A 16,558-nucleotide genomic window follows, 5' to 3' on the forward strand; every position below is an offset into this window, starting at 1 on the left:
TCACGCGTGCTGGGTGAAACCGAGCCGGCCGGCCTGCCGGTTGGGCGCGTACCCCAGTTTCGCCAGCGTCTCGTCGACGGAGCCGTACTGCTCGCCGATGCGGTAGATGTCCCGGGCCTCCTTGCCGGTGGCGATGTCCCGGCCGAGTTCGTTGCTGATCCGCACCAGCTGCTTGACCTGATCGACGGACGTGATCTTCTCGCCCGGCCGGCCCCAGATCGTGTCCTCGTTGCCGCAGCGGGTGTGCAGGCCCATGGCGATGGCCATGGTGTTGACCGGAAGCACGGAACGCATGAGCGTTTCCAGGGTGAGGATCGCGCCGTCGGGGACGCGGTTGATGAAGTTCATGATGTTGTACGGATTGGGGCCGTCGAAGCCGCCGCCGATGCCCACCCAGGTCAGGTTCAGCGGGCCCATGTACTTACCGCGCCGGATCAGTCGCTCGACGGTCTCGAGCTGTGGGATCGAGGAGAGCTGGAAGTGGGGCTGGATCCCGTTGGCGGTCAGGCGGCGCAGGTGCTCCTCGACCCATTCGGGGCCGGCGGGCACCGTCATCTCGCGGTAGGTGTCGTAGAGCTCGGGCCGCTGCATGGAGGTGCCGGCGATGTCGTCGTCGGTCATCAACTCCATGATGTTCATCTGGCTCGTGTTGATGGCGATGGTCACCTGGTCGGGCTTGGGGTCGAGCTCGGCCAGCATGTGCCGGGTGTCGTCGGAGAGCCACTTGGCGTCGGCGCCGTCGCCCTCGGGGGCGAACGAGATGGAACCGCCGACCTGCAGGATCATGTCCGGCACGGCCTCGCGCAGCCCGGAGAGCAGCTCGTTGAACTTGGAGAGCCGCTTGGAGCCATGGCCGTCCTCCTCGCGGACGTGGATGTGCAGGACGGTGGCGCCGGCCTCGTAGCAGTCGACGGCCTGCTGGACGTGCTGCTCCATCGTGAGCGGCAGATCCTCGCGGAAGTCGTCGAGCTCCCATTCGGGACCGTACGGGGCGACCGTGATGACCTGCTTCTCCTGCACCTCGGGGAACAGGGCGTCGTCGTGGAAATGCATGATGGTTTCTCCTCGTGAGTGGTTGTGGGGCTGTCGGTTTCGGGGGTCAGTAGGGGCGATCGCCGACGATCCCGGCGCGTTCCATCCGGCGGACGGCCGGCCAGTAGTCCTGCACGGCGTAGTGCTGGGTGCAGCGGTTGTCCCAGATGGCGAAGCTGTCGGGCGTCCAGCGCCAGCGGACCTGGAACTCGGGGACGGCGGCCTGGCGCTGCAGGTACTGCAGGAGCTCGCCCGCGCCGGGCGCGTAGTCGAAGCCGAATCGGATGTTGGCGTCGGTGTGGAAGTTGGTCAGGTGCGTGGCGAAGGCGTTGACGAACAGGACCTTCTCGCCGGTCTCGGGGTGCGTGCGCACGACCGGGTGTTCCGCGTCCGGGAACTTCGCGCGGAGCGCGTGGCGCTGCTCGATCGGCAGCCGCGCACCGAAACTCGCCTCGATGGAGTGCCGCGCCCGCAGGCCCTCGATCCGCGCTTTCACGCCCTCGGGCAGGGCCTCGTATGCGGCGCCCATGTCGACCCAGATGGTGTCACCGCCCACCTCGGGCCCCTCGACGCAACGCAGCACGGATCCGAGAGGAGGGCATTCCCGCCAGGTGGCGTCGCAGTGGAAGGCGTTCTCGTAGGCCTCGCGGTCGCTGTCGAGATCCTTGTAGATGCGCACCAGGCCCGGATGGTCCGGGTCACTGCCGAGTACCGGATGGTCCTCGAGGTCACCGAACCGGCGGGCCAGGGCGACGTGGTCGGCGCGACTGATCGGCTGATCGCGGACGAACAACACCTTGTGCTCGAGAAGCAGCGCGCGGAGCTCGGCGAACAGGGCGTCGTCGTGGGCGACCTCGGCGAGGTCGACTCCGGTGAGCTCCGCGCCGATGTGGGCGGTGAGGCGATCGGCGCGGATGCGCCGTGCGGTGAGGGTCATGGCGGTGCCTTCGGGTCTACGGGATCAGGATGTTGGAGCCGACGAGGGCTCCGGACTCGAGGTCGGTGTGGGCTCGCGCCGCCTCGGCGAGCGGATAGGTGCGGTTGACATCGACCCGGATCCGGCCGGCGGCGATGTGCCCGAACAGCTCCCCGGCGAGGTCGGCCCGCTCGAGCGGGTCGGCGATGTAATCGGCGAGAGCCGGGCGCGTGACGAACAGCGAGCCCTTGATCGCGAGCTGCATCGGGTCGATCGGCGGGATCGGGCCGGACGACGTGCCGAAGCAGACCAGCAGGCCCCGTCGGGCGAGGGAGTCGAGAGAGGCCTGGACGGTCGCCGCGCCGATGCTGTCGAGCACCACGGGAACACCGGCGCCGGAGGTGATCTCCCGCACGCGGGCGGCGACGTCCTCGCGCCGGTAGAAGACGACGTGGTCGACGCCGTGGGCGCGGGCGGCGTCGGCCTTCGCCTCGGTGGATACCGTGCCGATCACGGTGAGCCCCAGCAGCTTCGCCCACTGCGCGACGATCAGCCCGACGCCGCCGGCCGCGGCGTGCAGCAGGATCGTATCGCCCGGGCGGTAGTCGTGGATGCGCCGCATGAGGTAGGCGGCGGTGAGGCCGCGCATCGTGCACGCGGCGGCGGTCTCGAAGCCGACCGCATCGGGCAGGTGGATGAGATGCCGCGCCGGGAGCACGAACTCGGTGCTGTAGGCGCCCAGCGGGCTGCCCGTGTAGGTGTAGGTGACGCGGTCACCGGGCACGAATCCCTCGACCCCCGGCCCGATCTCCTGCACCACACCCGCGGCCTCCACGCCCATGCCGTTCGGGAGGGGCACGGGGTACAGGCCGGTGCGGTAGTAGTTGTCCGCGAAGTTGAGCCCTACGGCGTGGTGCCGCACCCGGACCTCGCCGGCGCCGGGCTCTCCGACGTCCACGGTCTCCCATCGCAGTACGTCGGGGCCTCCGGTCTCGTGGAAGCGGATCGCGTTCGCCATGTGGGTTCCTCTCGCTGAACGGCTCGGAGAATGTGATGCGGACGACAGTAGGGGCCGGTACCGGCTTAAACTGTTCCGAGCGGGACGGAAAACCATTCATATCGGGACGGAGTAGTGATGGTGGTCATAGCGGGGCGGGGCGGGCCGCCGCTCGCGCGCTATGCGTCCCTCGCCAACTACGCGGACCTCACCCGATCGCTCGGCGCGGACCCCCGGGCCCTCCTCCGCGAGGCCGGACTCGACCCCGCCGGGATCACCGTGCAGGACCGATGGGTACCCGCCGACGCGGTCAACGCACTGTTGGAGCGCACCGCACAGGTCACGGGTCGCGACGACCTGGGTGTGCGCCTCGCCGAACTGCGTCGGCTCTCCCACCTGGGCCCGCTCAGCCTCGCCCTCCGCGAGGAACCCGATGTGCGGAGCGCCCTGCGGATGCTCATCGCGCACGAGCGCATGTACAACGAGGCCCTGCACACGCGGCTCACCGTCGACGACGGGGTGGCGACGGTCCGCGTGGAGGTGGACCTGGGCCACCCCGCGCCGGATGCGCAGGCCGTCGATCTCGCGGTCGGCGTGGTGCATTCGTTGCTGCGCGAGTTGCTCGGCCGGGACTGGGCGCCCCTGTCCGTCTCATTCGGGCACCCGCCGCCCCGCCACCCCGGCACCGCCCGCCGGATGTTCGGCGGCACACTGCACTACGACGCCGGATTCACCGGGATCCGGCTGCACGAGAAGGACCTGGACCGGGAGACGGCCACCGCGGACCCGCAGCTGCGGGCCTACGCCCGGCGATTCCTCGACGACTCCGGCGGGTCCGCGGCCCCGCGCGCCGGGGACCGGATCCGGCAGCTGGTCGACATGCTCCTCCCCACCGGCAGGTGCTCGGCCGAGCAGGTGGCCCGCAGCCTCGGGGTCGACCGGCGTACCGTGCATCGCCGCCTGGCGGCGGAGGGGACGACGTTCACACGGGTCGTCGACGACGCGCGCGCCGCACTCGCGCAGCACCTGGTGGCGGGCCGGCGGTATTCGTTCGCGGAGATCGCGGAGCTCCTCGCGTTCTCGACCCCGTCGAACTTCTCGCGCTGGTTCAAGTCCCGATTCGGTGCGACGCCGCGCGAGTGGCGCGCGGCGGCGCGGTGACCACGCCTCCCAGAAACCGCACAGACTGACCGCAGTCCGGTCGCAGCGAGCCGGATGAGGCTCTCAGCCATGACAACTGAGACCGCTCCCGAGGGGGGACGCGCGGCGACAACCGCTGCACCCCTCCTCGACATCGTGATCCCCGTGTACAACGAGGCGCACACGATCGCGTACTGCGTGCAGACGCTGCGCCACCACCTGACCGAGACGCTCCGGATCTCCGCGCGGATCACGATCGCCGACAACGCCAGCACCGACGAGACCCATGCCGTGGCCGCGTCCCTCGCCGGAGCGCTCCCCGGCGTCCGGGTCGTGCACCTCGACGCCAAGGGCCGCGGCCGCGCGCTGCGCCGGGTGTGGGCCGATTCCGACGCCGCCGTCCTCGTCTACATGGACGTGGACCTCTCCACCGACCTCAACGCGCTGTACCCGCTCGTCGCTCCCCTCCTGTCGGGCCACAGCGACCTGGCGATCGGGACCCGGCTCGGGCGCGGCGCCCGGGTGGTGCGGGGACCCAAGCGGGAGTTCATCTCCCGCGGCTACAACCTGCTGCTGCACACGGCCCTCAGGGTGCGCTTCTCCGACGCCCAGTGCGGCTTCAAGGCGATCCGCACCGACGTCGCGCGCCAGCTGCTGCCCCTGGTCGAGGACGGCGAATGGTTCTTCGACACCGAGCTCTTGGTGCTCGCCGAACGCGCGGGCCTCCGCATCCACGAGGTGCCCGTCGACTGGACGGACGACCCGGACAGCCGCGTGGACATCGCCGACACCGTCGCCAAGGACCTGCGCGGCGTCGCCCGGGTGGCCCGGGCGCTGGCCACCGGCCGGCTCCCCCTCGACGACGTGCGGCGTGCGCTCGGCCGCGACGAACCGCCCATCAGCGGCGTCCCGCACGGGATGGTGGGCCAGCTGGTGCGGTTCGGCGCGATCGGCGTGGCCAGCACCGTCGCCTACGTCCTGCTGTACCTCGCGCTGCACCCCGTGTTCGGCGCGCAGCCCGCGAACTTCATCGCGCTGCTGCTGACCGCGGTGGGCAACATCGCCGCCAACCGGGCCTTCACGTTCGGCGTGCGCGGCCGCACCGGCGCGGCGCGCCACCACCTGCAGGGACTCGTCGTGTTCCTACTCACGTGGTCGCTCACGGCGGGCAGCCTCACCGTGCTGGCCCGGGTGGCGCCGGACGCCGGGCGCGGCGCGCAGCTCGCGGTGCTCGTCGTCGCGAACCTCGTCGCCACGGTGACCCGGTTCGTGGGCCTGCGCGCCATCTTCCGGCACGCGGGAGGCTCCCGATGACCCGCCTGCAGGAACGCATCGCGCTCGCCCTCCTCCTCGCGGGGACGGCGGTCGCGTACATCTGGGCTCTCGGCCGCGCGGAATGGGCCAACTCGTTCTACTCCGCGGCCGTCCAGGCGGGCACGGTGTCGTGGAAGGCGATGTTCTTCGGCAGCTCCGACGCGGCGAACTCCATCACGGTGGACAAGCCACCGGCCTCGCTGTGGGTGATGGAGGTGTCCACCCGGATCTTCGGGGTGAACGCGTGGGCGATGCTCGTGCCGCAGGCGCTCCTCGGGGTGGCCTCGGTGGCGCTGCTCTTCGCGACGGTCCGCCGCCGGTTCGGCCCCCTCGCCGGGCTTCTCGCCGGCGTCGCGCTGGCCACCACGCCGGTCGCGGCGCTGATGTTCCGGTTCAACAACCCCGACGCGCTGCTCGTGCTGCTCATGATCGCGGCCACCTGGGCGATGCTGCGCGCCGTGGAGGACGGCCGCTGGCGCTGGCTGGTGGCGGGCGGCGCGTTCGTGGGCCTCGGGTTCCTCACCAAGCAGCTCGCGGTCGTGCTCGTGGTGCCGGGACTCGCGCTCACCTACCTGGTCGCCGGGCCGCCGCGGATCGGCAGGCGCATCGGCCAGTTGTTCGCCGCGGGCGCGGCGATGGTGCTGGCCGCGGGATGGTGGCTGCTCGCGGTGGAACTGTGGCCCGCCTCGTCGCGCCCGTGGATCGGCGGCTCCCAGGAGAACTCGATCCTCGAGCTGACGCTCGGTTACAACGGCCTCGGGCGCCTCGACGGCAACGAGACCGGCAGCGTCGTGCCGGGGCGGGGCGACGCCTCGTCGTACCTACCCGGCGGCATGGAGATGCCTGCCGGATTCGAGATGCCGGGCGGTAAGGGCGGCGGCATGTGGGGCGATCCGAGCATCCTGCGCATGTTCCAGCCCGAGCAGGCCGGGCAGATCGCGTGGCTGCTCCCGGCGGCGCTCATCGCGCTCGTCCTCGTCCTGGTGCTCCGTGGACGCGCGCCGCGCACCGATGCCGTGCGGGCCGCCGCGATCGCCTGGGGCGGTTGGCTGCTCGTCACGGGCGTCACGTTCAGCCTCATGGCCGGGATCTTCCACTCGTACTACACGGTGGCGCTCGCGCCACCGATCGCGGCGCTCGTCGCAATGGGGATCGCCTCCGGATGGGCCGAGCGTCACCGCGCGGCGGTGCGCGCCACCGGTGCGCTCGCCGTGGCCGCGACGGGCGCGACCGCCTGGTACGTGCTCGCGCAGACGCCCGCGTGGAATCCCTGGCTGCGCTGGCTCATCGCCGCCGCGGCGACGGTGGGCGTGCTGGGCCTGCTCGCGACCCTGGTGCCGGCGGTACCCCGGACCCGTGCCCTCGGCGCCACGATCGCGCTCGCCGCGATCGTCGCCGGGCTCGCCGGTCCGATCGCCTTCTCGGCGGAGACCATCGCCTCGCCGCGGCAGGGCTCGATCGTGTCGGCCGGCCCGTCGAGCGGCCACGGGTTCGGCCACGGCCCTGGCGGGCACGACGGGCCGCGCGGGATGGAGATGCCGGCGGGTGTGGGCTTCCCCGGCGCACCGGGAGGCTCCGGAGGACGCGAGATGCGCGGCGGGCCCGGCCTTCTCAACGGCGGCAAGCCCGGCGCGGAGCTCACCGCGATGCTGCTGCAGGACGCCGACGAGTACACCTGGGTGGCGGCGACGGTCGGCGCGAACAGCGCGTCCGGCTACCAGCTGGCCACGATGCGCCCGGTGATGCCGCTCGGCGGCTTCAACGGGACCGACCCGTCGCCCACGCTCGCCCGGTTCCAGCAGTACGTGGAGGACGGGAAGGTGCACTACTTCCTGGCGGGATCGGGCGGCGGATTCGGGCGCAGCTCGGGCACGTCCGCGGAGATCACGTCCTGGGTGGAGCGGACGTACACGGCGCGCACCGTCGACGGGGTGACCGTGTACGACCTGACCTCCCCGAAGGCGTGACGGTCAGAACAGGCGCTCGTCGCCGGACTCGAAGTCCCCGCGGACCTCGATGCCGGAGGCCAGCGTCCCCGCGGGCGGGGTGAGCCCTAGGTGGTGCCACGCCGCGACGGTCGCGACCCGGCCGCGCGGCGTGCGCGCCAGCATCCCGGCGCGCACCAGGAACGGCTCGCACACCTCCTCGACGGTGCCGGGCTCCTCCCCCACGGCCACGGCCAGGGTGGAGACGCCGACGGGCCCGCCGCCGAAGCTGCGGATGAGCGCCCCCAGGACGGCGCGGTCGAGCCGGTCGAGGCCGAGCTCGTCCACGTCGTACACCTTGAGCGCGCCGCGGGCCACGTCGACGGTGACGACGCCGTCGGCGCGCACGTCCGCGAAGTCCCGGACGCGGCGCAGCAGGCGGTTCGCGATCCGCGGAGTGCCCCGCGAGCGGCTGCCGATCTCCGCGGCGGCCTCGCGCACGATCTCGATGCCGAGGATCTTCGCGCTGCGCTCGATGACCTGGACCAGATCGCCGGTCTCGTAGAAGTCCATGTGCGCCGTGAAGCCGAAGCGGTCGCGCAGCGGGCCGGTGAGCGCACCGGATCGGGTGGTGGCGCCGACCAGGGTGAACGGCGCCACGTCGAGCGGGATCGAGGTGGCGCCGGGCCCCTTGCCCACCACCACGTCCACGCGGAAGTCCTCCATGGCGAGGTAGAGCATCTCCTCCGCGGGCCGCGCCATGCGGTGGATCTCGTCGATGAACAGCACGTCGCCCTCGACGAGGTTCGACAGCATCGCGGCCAGGTCCCCCGCGCGCTCGAGCGCCGGCCCGGACGTGACCCGCAGCGCCGAACCGAGCTCGGCCGCGATGATCATCGCGAGGCTCGTCTTGCCCAGGCCGGGTGGACCGGACAGCAGGATGTGATCCGGTGTGCCGCCGCGCATCTTCGCGCCGTGCAGCACCAGCTGCAGCTGCTCGCGGACCTTCGGCTGGCCGATGAACTCGTCGAGCGAGCGGGGCCGCAGGGAGTCCGAATCGTCCCCGTCGAGCGCGGAGGGCCCCATGATGCCGGAGACGTCGTCCTCGAACTCGCTGCCCACCTCGTCGTCGTAGTCCATCAGATCAGCTCCGGCCCAACGACTTCAGGGCGTCGCGGAGAAGCTCGCCGACGGATTTGTCCGGCCCCGCCTCGATCGCGGCCGCCACCGCGGGCTCCGCCTGCCGGGGCGTGAAGCCCAGACCCTCGAGCGCCTCCAGCAGCTGCCCGGAGACCCCGCCCGCGGGGGCGGCCGCCGCGGTGGCGCCGCCGGCCGCCTCGGAGGAGACCGCGGACACCTTGTCCTTGAGCTCCACGTGGATCCGCTCGGCGACGCGCTTACCGATCCCCGGGATCAAGCACAGCGTCTTGATGTCCCCGTTCGCGATCGCCGACTGCATCTGCCCGGGATCGAGCACCGCGATCGCCGCCATCGCCAGCCGCGGTCCGATGCCCTGCACCGTCTGCAGCAGGTGGAACAGCTCCTGCACCTCGCCGTCGGTGAAGCCGTACAGCGTCATCGAGTCCTCACGCACCACCATCGACGTCAGCAGCGACGCCTCGGTGCCGCGGGTGAGCGATCCGGCGGTGGCCGGCGCCACGAGCACCCGGTAGCCGACGCCCGCGCACTCGACCACCACGTGGTCCAGCCCGATGTGCCGTACCTCGCCGCGCAGCGACGCGATCATCGCACCCCTCCCGTTGCCTTCTGCTGCGCCCGCCGCTGTGCGGCGAGCTTCTGCTCGTAGATCTTCTTCTGTTCCGCCGCACGGCGTTCCGCCTCGGCCATGCGCGAGATCATGGGCGCGCGCCAGCTGTGGCACACCGCGAGCGCCAGCGCGTCCGCCGCGTCCGCCGGCTCGGGCGCCTTCTGCAGCCCCAGGATCCGGGTGATCATCGCGGTCACCTGCGCCTTGCCGGCGTTGCCGTTCCCGGTGACGGCGGCCTTCACCTCCGACGGGGTGTGGAAGTGCACGTCGATCCCCCGCCGCGCCGCCGCGAGCGCGACCACGCCACCCGCCTGCGCGGTGCCCATCGCCGTGGACACGTTGTGCTGCGCGAAGACCCGCTCCACGGCGATCACGTCCGGCTCGTGCGTGTCCATCCAGTACTCCGCGGCGGTCCACACGGCGAGCAGCCGCTCCGGCAGGGGCATCGTGCTCGGGGTGCGGACCACGTCCACGTCGAGCGCGGTGACCCTGCGCCCCGAACCGGTCTCCACCACGGACAGGCCGCAGCGCGTGAGACCGGGGTCCACCCCCATCACCCGCATCGCACACCTCCGGCACCGTCGAACACTCAAACCTTTGTTCGAGAGCATACCCCGCACGATGCGCGGGACCGAGACGCGACGCGCCCCCTACTCGCAGATGACCGTCGGAACCGGGTCGTACTTCACGGTGCGGGTGTGCCGGGACACCACCGAGCCGGACTTCACGTCCGTGACCACCCGGGTGTTGCTCGTGGTGAACCCCGGGGTGCCGGTGCTGGCCACGCAGTGCGGCCCCTTGGGCAGGCGCGTCGTGGACGGCTGCGTCGGCGACGAGCGGTCACCCGTGATCGACTGGACCTCACGGTTCTTGGTGCTCCACATGCGCACCGTCACCGACGACGAGCTCCCCGACGACTCGATGACGATCCCGTACGGGGTGTCGTTGCGGAACTGCAGGTCGATGGCGCCCTCGTACACCGTGGCCTCACGGGCCTCCGGGTAGCGCGAGATGTAGTAGCTGTGCTCGGTGTGGCCGGCGTCCTCCAGGCCCGCGAAGTAGGAGGCGTTGTAGAGGGTGGTGGCGAACTGCGAGATGCCGCCGCCCACAGCCTTGTCCGGCCGGCCGTTGTTGATGATCCCCGACTCCACGTAGCCCTGCGAGGTACCGCGCGGGCCGGTGTAGCCGTTGAGCGAGAACGTCTCCCCCGGCAGCACCACGGCGCCGTTCACCTGCTGGGCCACCCGCCGGATGTTCACCCCCGAGGCGTCGCTGAAGCCGCCGGTCGTGAACTCGCTGACCACCTCCTTCACGCCGAGCTCCTTCGCCCGTGCGGTGGTGACCTTCGGCTGGACCGTCTTGAACTCCGCCCTGGCCGTCCGGTCGGCGGCCTCCGCGGTGACGGCGCGGGACACCGCATCGAGGGTCGGGTCCCAGACCACCTCGCGGCCCGGCACGGCCTCGGTGATCGTGGGTGTGCCCCCGGTCAGCTGGAATCCCGCGTCCTTGGGCTCGGCGACGGCGTCCTCGAGGCGCGTCTCGAGCACCTGCTTGGCGACGTTCCGGTCGACGGCCGGCACCAGCTGTCCCTTGCCGTCGGGCCGGAACGACAGGACCCGCCCGATATCGGTCGCGGACATCCGCCCGACGGTGCCGGCCGACGCCTGCGCGTCGCCGTCGCGACGGAGGATCACGTCGGAGGACACGGCCTGCGCGGCCGGGCCCGCCAGCACCTGCTGCACCGTCTCGGGCGAGACGGTGGGCGTCACGTTCTCGGTGGGCACCGTGATGTCGGTGGACTCGGGCCACGCGGCGAGCACGGCGTCGGCGGCCTTCTGCAGGTCGATCTTGTCGCCAGGCCGCGGCGCCACCGCCACCGGCCTGCCGTTCTTGTAGACGACGGCACCGTCGCCCGCCTCGGAGGTGAGGGCGTCACCGGCCTTGGCCAGCGAACCGTCGAACACCTTCCGGTCCAACTCGGCGGCGCCGTGCACGGGCCGGTCGCGGAAGTATCCCGTGAGGTCGCGCCACGGGGAACGCTCGGCGATCGCGCGGTCGACGGTGCCCGGCACGTCCAGCTTCAGGCCCAGCTGCGCCGGGGACAGCGCGACGCTGCCCTTGCCGGTGCGGAGGGTGACCTTCGCGGCGTCGGCGCGGTGCGCGGCCTCCTGGAGCCGGCTCTCCGCCTCGTCGCGGCCCAGGGCGCCGAACGACACGCCGAGCGTCGTGGCGCCGTGCACGGTCTCCGCGCGGCCCGACTCCCAGACCGCGGCCCCGCCCGCGCCGAGCAGCAGCGCAGCCACCAACACGAGGACGGGAGCCCGGCGGAGCGAGGTTCGAGTCCGAATCACTACCTGAGAATATCCTGACGCATCGTTACCGAACAGTCAGGGGCGATCCAGGACGCTAAGGATCCGGCACGCGGGCCGGCGGATCAGTCCGCGTCGAGCTCGGCGAGCACCTCGTCGGAGACGTCCACGTTCGAGTACACGTTCTGCACGTCGTCGCTGTCCTCGAGCGCGTCGATGAGCTTGAACACCTTGCGCGCGCCGTCGGCGTCCACCGGGACCTCCACCGACGCACGGAAACCCGACTCCGCCGAGTCGTAGTCGATCCCGGCCTCCTGCAGCGAGGTGCGGACCGCGATCAGGTCGGTGGGCTCCGAGACGATCTCGAACTGCTCGCCGAGGTCCGAGATTTCCTCGGCGCCCGCGTCGAGCACGGCCATGAGGACGTCGTCCTCGGACTGGCCGTTCTTGTCGAGCGTCACGATGCCCTTGCGGGTGAACAGGTACGACACCGAACCCGGGTCGGCCATGTTGCCGCCGTTGCGGGTCATCGCGACCCGGACCTCGCCCGCGGCGCGGTTGCGGTTGTCGGTGAGGCACTCGATGAGCACGGCCACCCCGTTGGGGCCGTAGCCCTCGTACATGATGGTCTGCCAGTCGGCGCCGCCGCCCTCTTCACCGCCGCCGCGCTTGCGGGCGCGCTCGATGTTGTCGTTGGGGACCGAGTTCTTCTTGGCCTTCTGGATCGCGTCGTACAGCGTGGGGTTGCCGTCGGGGTCACCGCCACCGGTGCGGGCCGCCACCTCGATGTTCTTGATCAGCTTGGCGAAGAGCTTGCCGCGCTTGGCGTCGATCGCCGCCTTCTTGTGCTTGGTGGTGGCCCATTTGGAATGGCCGCTCATCGATCCCTCGATTCTCCTCGGGTGCGCTGTCTCAACCCTGCGAGTTTACGTGAACGCCTTCTCCAACTCGGTGAGCGCGTCTTCGAGGTGGTGGATGAGGCGCTGCACGTGCGGCACCGAGGTGCGGCACGCGACGATCCCGAACTCCAGGTTCCGGTTGTTCGTGCAGATCGTGATGTTGACCGCCTGCCCCTCCCACGCGATCGACGCCGGGTAGATGCCGTCGAGGTGGGCGCCGTTCCAGTACATGGCCTCCCGCGGGCCCGGCACGTTGGAGATCACCAGGTTGAACGGCGGCCGGCGGAGCGGGGTGTACCCGGGCAGCATGCCCGGGGCCAGGCCGGCGATGTTCGCGGCGCTCAGCGCCAGCACCTGCAGCGGCGACAGCTCCCCCATCACCTTGCGGGCGGCGCGCACCGAACCCCTGATCACCTCGACACGATCCACCGGGTCCACGAGGTCGGTGCCCAGGGTCGCGATGACCGCGCCCACGGCGTTCGAGTTCGACTCCTCGCCGTCCTTGTGCAGGGACACCGGCACCATCGCGGTGAGCGAGCGGTCCGGCAGCTCCCCCAGCTCGGCGAGGTACGACCGCAGCGCGCCGCCGCACATCGCGAGCACGATGTCGTTCACCGTGGCACCGGCCTTCGCGCGCACCGCGTCGATCCGGTCCAGGGAGTACGACTGCGCGACGAACCGCCGGGCGCCGCCGATCGGCACGTTGAAGATGGTGTGCGGCGCCTGGAACGGCGCCTGGTAGTCGTGGTCGCGGAAGCTGGTGCCCGCCACCTTGAGGGAGGCGGGCAGCATGCCCAGCACCTCACCCGTGAGGCCGCCGATCTGCTTGGCCGTGCTGAGCGGGTTGAACGGGAGCAGGCCCCCGCCCGACGACGGCGCGGGCTCCGCCGCGGGCGCGGACTTCTTCCGCCGGAGCCCCGGCTGCCAGACCACGCGGCCGCCCTCGTCGTTCGGGTCGTTCGACAGCGCCAGCGTCATGTAGCGCAACGCGGAGACCCCGTCGACCAGGGAGTGGTGCACCTTCGAGAACACCGCGTAGCGGCCGTCCTCGAGCCCCTCGACGACGTGCACCTCCCACATGGGGCGGTGCCTGTCGAGCAGCGTCTCGTGCCACAGCGACACCTGCTGGAACAGCTCGCGGATCCGGCCCGGGCGCGGCAGCGCCGAATGCCGCACGTGGTACTCGAGGTCGAGCGAATCGACCGACGACCACCAGGTGTTGCCGAGGATGCCCACCGGATCCGCGGGCCGTCGCCCGAACTTCTCACTGACCTCGGCGTGATCCCGCATCGTCTCGACCACCGACCGCACGTGATCGGGCCCGGCACCGTCGGGAGGGGTGAACAGCTGCAGGCCGCCCACGTGCATCGGGTGCTCGCGCGACTCCGCCATGAGGAACATCGAATCGGTCACCGGCATGTAGCTCACGGCGGCACTCCCCCTTCATCAGGACAACGATCACATGTCGCGCCGCACCATCTCGACGAACCGGCGATGGATCCGCAGATCCCCCGTCACCTCCGGATGGAAGGATGTGGCCAAGGTCACACCCTGCTGCACGGCAACAACCGTACCCGCCGACTCGCCGGCGTCGTCGGGGACCCTGGCCAGCACTTCCACCCCCTCGCCGACCCGCTCCACCCAGGGCGCGCGGATGAACACCGCGCGCACGGGCGCACCGTCGATCCCGGCCATCTCGAGGTCGGTCTCGAAGGAGTCCACCTGCCGCCCGAATGCGTTGCGGCGCACCGTCATATCGATCGTCCCGAGGCAGCGGGCATCTGGCCGGGTATCGAGCACCTCGGAGGCCAGCATGATCATCCCGGCGCACGATCCGTACGCCGGGAGGCCCGCCGCGAGGGCGTCGCGCAGGGGCTCGAACAGGTCGAAGACGCCGAGCAACCGACTCATGGTCGTGGACTCGCCGCCGGGGATCACGATGCCGTCCACCGCGGCGAGATCGGCTCCGGTGCGCACCGGAGCCGTGTCCGCGCCCACCGCCTCGAGCGCCCGACGGTGCTCGCGCACGTCACCCTGGAGAGCCAGTACCCCGATCCGCACAGTCACGTCTGCACAGCTTAGGGGGCGCCGTCAGTGGCGGAAGCGGTGGAGCCCCTCCTGGATCACGACGGCCACGAGCGCACCGTCCTGCGCGTAGATGCGGCCGGCGGTGAGGGCGCGCCCGCCGCCCGCGGACGGCGACGTCTGGTCGTAGAGCAGCCACTCGTCGGCGCGGAACGGCCGCAGGAACCACATCGCGTGGTCCAGCGACGCCACCTGGGTGTCCGCTCCGGGGTGCGCGACCCGCGCGGAGCTCAGCAGCGTCATATCGCTCATGTACGCGAGGGCGCTGGTGTGGATGTTCTGATCGTCGGGCAGCCGGCCGATGTGCTTGAACCACACCTGCTGGTGCACCGAGCGGCCCTGGTACGGGTTCGTCCGCCCCTGGTCGACGATGCGGATGTCCCAGTTGCTCCACTCCTGGATGAGGCCCCGGCCCTCGGCGGACGCGTTCGGGTCCTCGCGGGGGCTCGGCACCGACTCCGGATCGGGAGCGGCGGGCATCTCGTCGGCGTGCTCGATGCCCTCCTGGCCGGGCAGCTGGAACGAGGCGGACATGGTGAAGATGGCCTCGCCGTCCTGCACGCCGTTGACGCGGCGGGTGCAGAAGGAGCGTCCGTCCCGGATCCGGTCGACGAGAAACACGGTGTCGGCGTCCGGGTTGCCGGGGCGCAGGAAGTAGCCGTGCAGCGAGTGCACCTGCATCTCGTCGGGCACCGTCGAGATCGCCGACCGGAGTGCCTGTCCCGCGACCTGCCCGCCGAACGTGCGGGCGAGGACCGACGGGGCGTGGATGCCCCGGAAGATGTCACGGTCGATCTGTTCGAGACTCAGCAGCGCTTCGATGTCAGCCACGATCTGCAGAGCTTACTCAGGTGGAACCGCTCACCAGTTGTCGGCGAAATTCTCCGTCGTCGCGTCGACCACGATCACGGTCACGTTGTCCCGTCCACCCGCGTTGAGCGCGGATTCCACGAGGTGGTCCGCGCACTCGTCGATGGCGGCGTCGCTGTCGAGGATCGCCGAGATCTCGTCGTCGGTGAGCTCGCCGTTGAGACCGTCCGAGCACACCAGCAGCCGTTCGTGGGGCTGGGCGGGCACGATCCAGAAGTCGGCGTCGGGCTCCATCCCGGCGCCGAGGGCCCGGGTGATCACGTTGCGCCGCGGGTCGACGCGGGCCTGCTCGGGGCTCAGGAAGCCGCCGTTGATGAGCTCCTGCACCTGCGAGTGGTCCACGGTGAGTTGCTCGAAGTACCCCTCGGCCAGGCGGTAGGTGCGGGAGTCGCCGATGTTGACCACGAGCCAGTGCGGCACGCCGTCGTAGGTGGTGAGGAGGACGCCGGTCACGGTGGTGCCGGCACGCTTCCCGGTCTCCGAGTCGATGGCCTCGATCGCGGCGTGCGCCTGGCGCAACCGGTCCACGACCTGCTCCATGACCACCTGGGCGTCCTCGGGCTCGGGCCCGAACACCTCGGCGAGCGCCTCCAGGGCGGCGGCGGAGGCCACCTCACCGGCGTCGTGGCCGCCCATGCCGTCCGCGAGGAGGAACATGCCGGGGCCGGTGAGCGCACCGTCCTCGTTGGTGGTCCGCACGCGGCCCGGGTTGCTGATCGCGACCCATTTCATCCAGACGCCGCCCTGCACGCCGTAGACCACGTCGGAGCGGGCAGACCCCTCCCCCTGGGATTCGACCGTCATCCGCCGAACACCTTGAAGCTCCGCTGACCCATGTGCACGACGCTGCCCTTCTCCACGGCGTACCTGACTCCCTTGGTGAGCTCGGTCCACGAGTCCTGGAAGGCGATCGCGGAACCGTTGGTCGAGCCGACGTCCTCCACCCACAGCTCACCGCGGGTGATGCCGAACAGCAGGTGGGTCTTCGACACCGACGCGGTGTCGTCCACCAGCACATGCTTGGTGACCTTGGACGAATCCAGGTTCGGCGGGATCACCGGCTCGCGGCCGATGATGCCGTCACCGCGGACGTCCAGCGAGTGACCGTCGTCGAAGCGCAGCACGATCGGTGCGCCGCCCGACTGCATCGGGACCGGCGCGGCCGGACGCGGGGCCTGGCCGGGGCGTCCCTGCGGCGGCGGAGCCTGCTGCGGTCCCCCCGGGCCGACCGGTGCACCGGGTGCGCCGGGCGCTCCGGGGCCGACGGGGGCTCCGGGACCGACGGGGCCGGTGGGCCGGGACT

The 16,558-nt window shown here is 71.2% G+C and carries 16 protein-coding genes; 3 read left to right on the forward strand and 13 right to left on the reverse strand.

Going from position 1 to position 16,558, the window contains the following annotated elements:
• The 3 genes from BN39_RS14565 to BN39_RS14575 are packed head-to-tail and all read right to left on the reverse strand — an operon-like array spanning nucleotide 1 to nucleotide 2,966.
• Nucleotides 1-1,053: a 3-keto-5-aminohexanoate cleavage protein gene (locus BN39_RS14565; protein WP_019203161.1), complete on the reverse strand. Its 1,053-nt coding sequence runs from the start codon at nucleotides 1,051-1,053 to the stop codon at nucleotides 1-3.
• A 46-nt stretch (nucleotides 1,054-1,099) separates the two neighbouring features.
• The gene (locus BN39_RS14570) at nucleotides 1,100-1,969 is read right to left on the reverse strand and encodes a TauD/TfdA family dioxygenase (protein ID WP_019203162.1); all 870 of its coding nucleotides are present in this window, start codon (nucleotides 1,967-1,969) and stop codon (nucleotides 1,100-1,102) included.
• A 16-nt stretch (nucleotides 1,970-1,985) separates the two neighbouring features.
• Complete coding sequence (locus tag BN39_RS14575; RefSeq protein WP_019203163.1) at nucleotides 1,986-2,966, reverse strand: quinone oxidoreductase; 981 nt, start codon at nucleotides 2,964-2,966, stop codon at nucleotides 1,986-1,988.
• Nucleotides 2,967-3,083: 117 nt separating this feature from the next.
• On the opposite strand from BN39_RS14575, the gene BN39_RS14580 reads away from it, so the two are divergent.
• From BN39_RS14580 to BN39_RS14590, 3 genes are all read left to right on the forward strand, one after another.
• On the forward strand, nucleotides 3,084-4,106 hold the full coding sequence (locus tag BN39_RS14580; protein ID WP_019203164.1) for an AraC family transcriptional regulator: 1,023 nt from the start codon (nucleotides 3,084-3,086) through the stop codon (nucleotides 4,104-4,106).
• A gap of 69 nt (nucleotides 4,107-4,175) precedes the next feature.
• A complete protein-coding gene (locus BN39_RS14585) occupies nucleotides 4,176-5,399 on the forward strand; it encodes a bifunctional glycosyltransferase family 2/GtrA family protein (protein WP_040768030.1) in 1,224 nt (407 codons plus the stop codon).
• Nucleotides 5,396-7,366, forward strand: coding sequence for a glycosyltransferase family 39 protein (locus tag BN39_RS14590; protein ID WP_019203166.1), 1,971 nt, complete (start codon nucleotides 5,396-5,398; stop codon nucleotides 7,364-7,366). Before BN39_RS14585 ends, BN39_RS14590 begins: the two co-directional genes overlap by 4 nt.
• 3 nt (nucleotides 7,367-7,369) lie before the next feature.
• Here the strand turns inward: BN39_RS14590 and ruvB are convergent, their stop codons facing one another.
• The 10 genes from ruvB to BN39_RS22320 all read right to left on the reverse strand — a co-directional run.
• On the reverse strand, nucleotides 7,370-8,464 hold the full coding sequence (ruvB, locus tag BN39_RS14595; RefSeq protein ID WP_019203167.1) for a Holliday junction branch migration DNA helicase RuvB: 1,095 nt from the start codon (nucleotides 8,462-8,464) through the stop codon (nucleotides 7,370-7,372).
• A gap of 4 nt (nucleotides 8,465-8,468) precedes the next feature.
• The gene (ruvA, locus tag BN39_RS14600; protein ID WP_019203168.1) at nucleotides 8,469-9,071 is read right to left on the reverse strand and encodes a Holliday junction branch migration protein RuvA; all 603 of its coding nucleotides are present in this window, start codon (nucleotides 9,069-9,071) and stop codon (nucleotides 8,469-8,471) included.
• Nucleotides 9,068-9,655, reverse strand: coding sequence for a crossover junction endodeoxyribonuclease RuvC (ruvC, locus tag BN39_RS14605; protein ID WP_019203169.1), 588 nt, complete (start codon nucleotides 9,653-9,655; stop codon nucleotides 9,068-9,070). The genes ruvA and ruvC overlap by 4 nt, the downstream gene beginning before the upstream one ends.
• 87 nt (nucleotides 9,656-9,742) lie before the next feature.
• Nucleotides 9,743-11,443: a VanW family protein gene (locus BN39_RS14610; protein WP_040768032.1), complete on the reverse strand. Its 1,701-nt coding sequence runs from the start codon at nucleotides 11,441-11,443 to the stop codon at nucleotides 9,743-9,745.
• An 83-nt stretch (nucleotides 11,444-11,526) separates the two neighbouring features.
• Nucleotides 11,527-12,282: a YebC/PmpR family DNA-binding transcriptional regulator gene (locus tag BN39_RS14615; RefSeq protein ID WP_019203171.1), complete on the reverse strand. Its 756-nt coding sequence runs from the start codon at nucleotides 12,280-12,282 to the stop codon at nucleotides 11,527-11,529.
• A gap of 45 nt (nucleotides 12,283-12,327) precedes the next feature.
• Nucleotides 12,328-13,719 carry a wax ester/triacylglycerol synthase family O-acyltransferase gene (locus BN39_RS14620; RefSeq protein ID WP_019203172.1) on the reverse strand — a complete coding sequence of 464 codons (1,392 nt, stop codon included), beginning with the start codon at nucleotides 13,717-13,719 and terminating at the stop codon, nucleotides 12,328-12,330.
• Nucleotides 13,720-13,758: 39 nt separating this feature from the next.
• Nucleotides 13,759-14,367, reverse strand: a complete 609-nt coding sequence (gene pdxT, locus BN39_RS14625; RefSeq protein ID WP_040768034.1) for a pyridoxal 5'-phosphate synthase glutaminase subunit PdxT — start codon at nucleotides 14,365-14,367, stop codon at nucleotides 13,759-13,761.
• A gap of 24 nt (nucleotides 14,368-14,391) precedes the next feature.
• On the reverse strand, nucleotides 14,392-15,216 hold the full coding sequence (locus BN39_RS14630; RefSeq protein WP_019203174.1) for an acyl-CoA thioesterase II: 825 nt from the start codon (nucleotides 15,214-15,216) through the stop codon (nucleotides 14,392-14,394).
• Between the two features lie 30 nt (nucleotides 15,217-15,246).
• Entirely contained in the window at nucleotides 15,247-16,059 is an 813-nt protein-coding gene (locus BN39_RS14635) for a PP2C family serine/threonine-protein phosphatase (RefSeq protein ID WP_051159023.1), read from the reverse strand.
• Nucleotides 16,056-16,558: FHA domain-containing protein (locus BN39_RS22320; protein ID WP_019203176.1), on the reverse strand; the 503-nt coding region annotated here is incomplete at its 5' end. The genes BN39_RS22320 and BN39_RS14635, both read right to left, overlap by 4 nt.

The sequence above is a fragment of the Tsukamurella sp. 1534 genome (assembly GCF_000312385.1).
Classification (GTDB): Bacteria; Actinomycetota; Actinomycetes; order Mycobacteriales; family Mycobacteriaceae; genus Tsukamurella.

Excerpts from the sequence above, each read along its gene's own strand:
- BN39_RS14565 (WP_019203161.1), bottom strand. The coding sequence starts at position 1,053 with ATGCATTTCCACGACGACGCCCTGTTCCCCGAGGTGCAGGAGAAGCAG.
- BN39_RS14570 (WP_019203162.1), bottom strand. The coding sequence starts at position 1,969 with ATGACCCTCACCGCACGGCGCATCCGCGCCGATCGCCTCACCGCCCAC.
- BN39_RS14575 (WP_019203163.1), bottom strand. The coding sequence starts at position 2,966 with ATGGCGAACGCGATCCGCTTCCACGAGACCGGAGGCCCCGACGTACTG.
- BN39_RS14580 (WP_019203164.1), top strand. The coding sequence starts at position 3,084 with ATGGTGGTCATAGCGGGGCGGGGCGGGCCGCCGCTCGCGCGCTATGCG.
- BN39_RS14585 (WP_040768030.1), top strand. The coding sequence starts at position 4,176 with ATGACAACTGAGACCGCTCCCGAGGGGGGACGCGCGGCGACAACCGCT.
- BN39_RS14590 (WP_019203166.1), top strand. The coding sequence starts at position 5,396 with ATGACCCGCCTGCAGGAACGCATCGCGCTCGCCCTCCTCCTCGCGGGG.
- ruvB (WP_019203167.1), bottom strand. The coding sequence starts at position 8,464 with ATGGACTACGACGACGAGGTGGGCAGCGAGTTCGAGGACGACGTCTCC.
- ruvA (WP_019203168.1), bottom strand. The coding sequence starts at position 9,071 with ATGATCGCGTCGCTGCGCGGCGAGGTACGGCACATCGGGCTGGACCAC.
- ruvC (WP_019203169.1), bottom strand. The coding sequence starts at position 9,655 with ATGCGGGTGATGGGGGTGGACCCCGGTCTCACGCGCTGCGGCCTGTCC.
- BN39_RS14615 (WP_019203171.1), bottom strand. The coding sequence starts at position 12,282 with ATGAGCGGCCATTCCAAATGGGCCACCACCAAGCACAAGAAGGCGGCG.
- BN39_RS14620 (WP_019203172.1), bottom strand. The coding sequence starts at position 13,719 with ATGCCGGTGACCGATTCGATGTTCCTCATGGCGGAGTCGCGCGAGCAC.
- BN39_RS14635 (WP_051159023.1), bottom strand. The coding sequence starts at position 16,059 with ATGACGGTCGAATCCCAGGGGGAGGGGTCTGCCCGCTCCGACGTGGTC.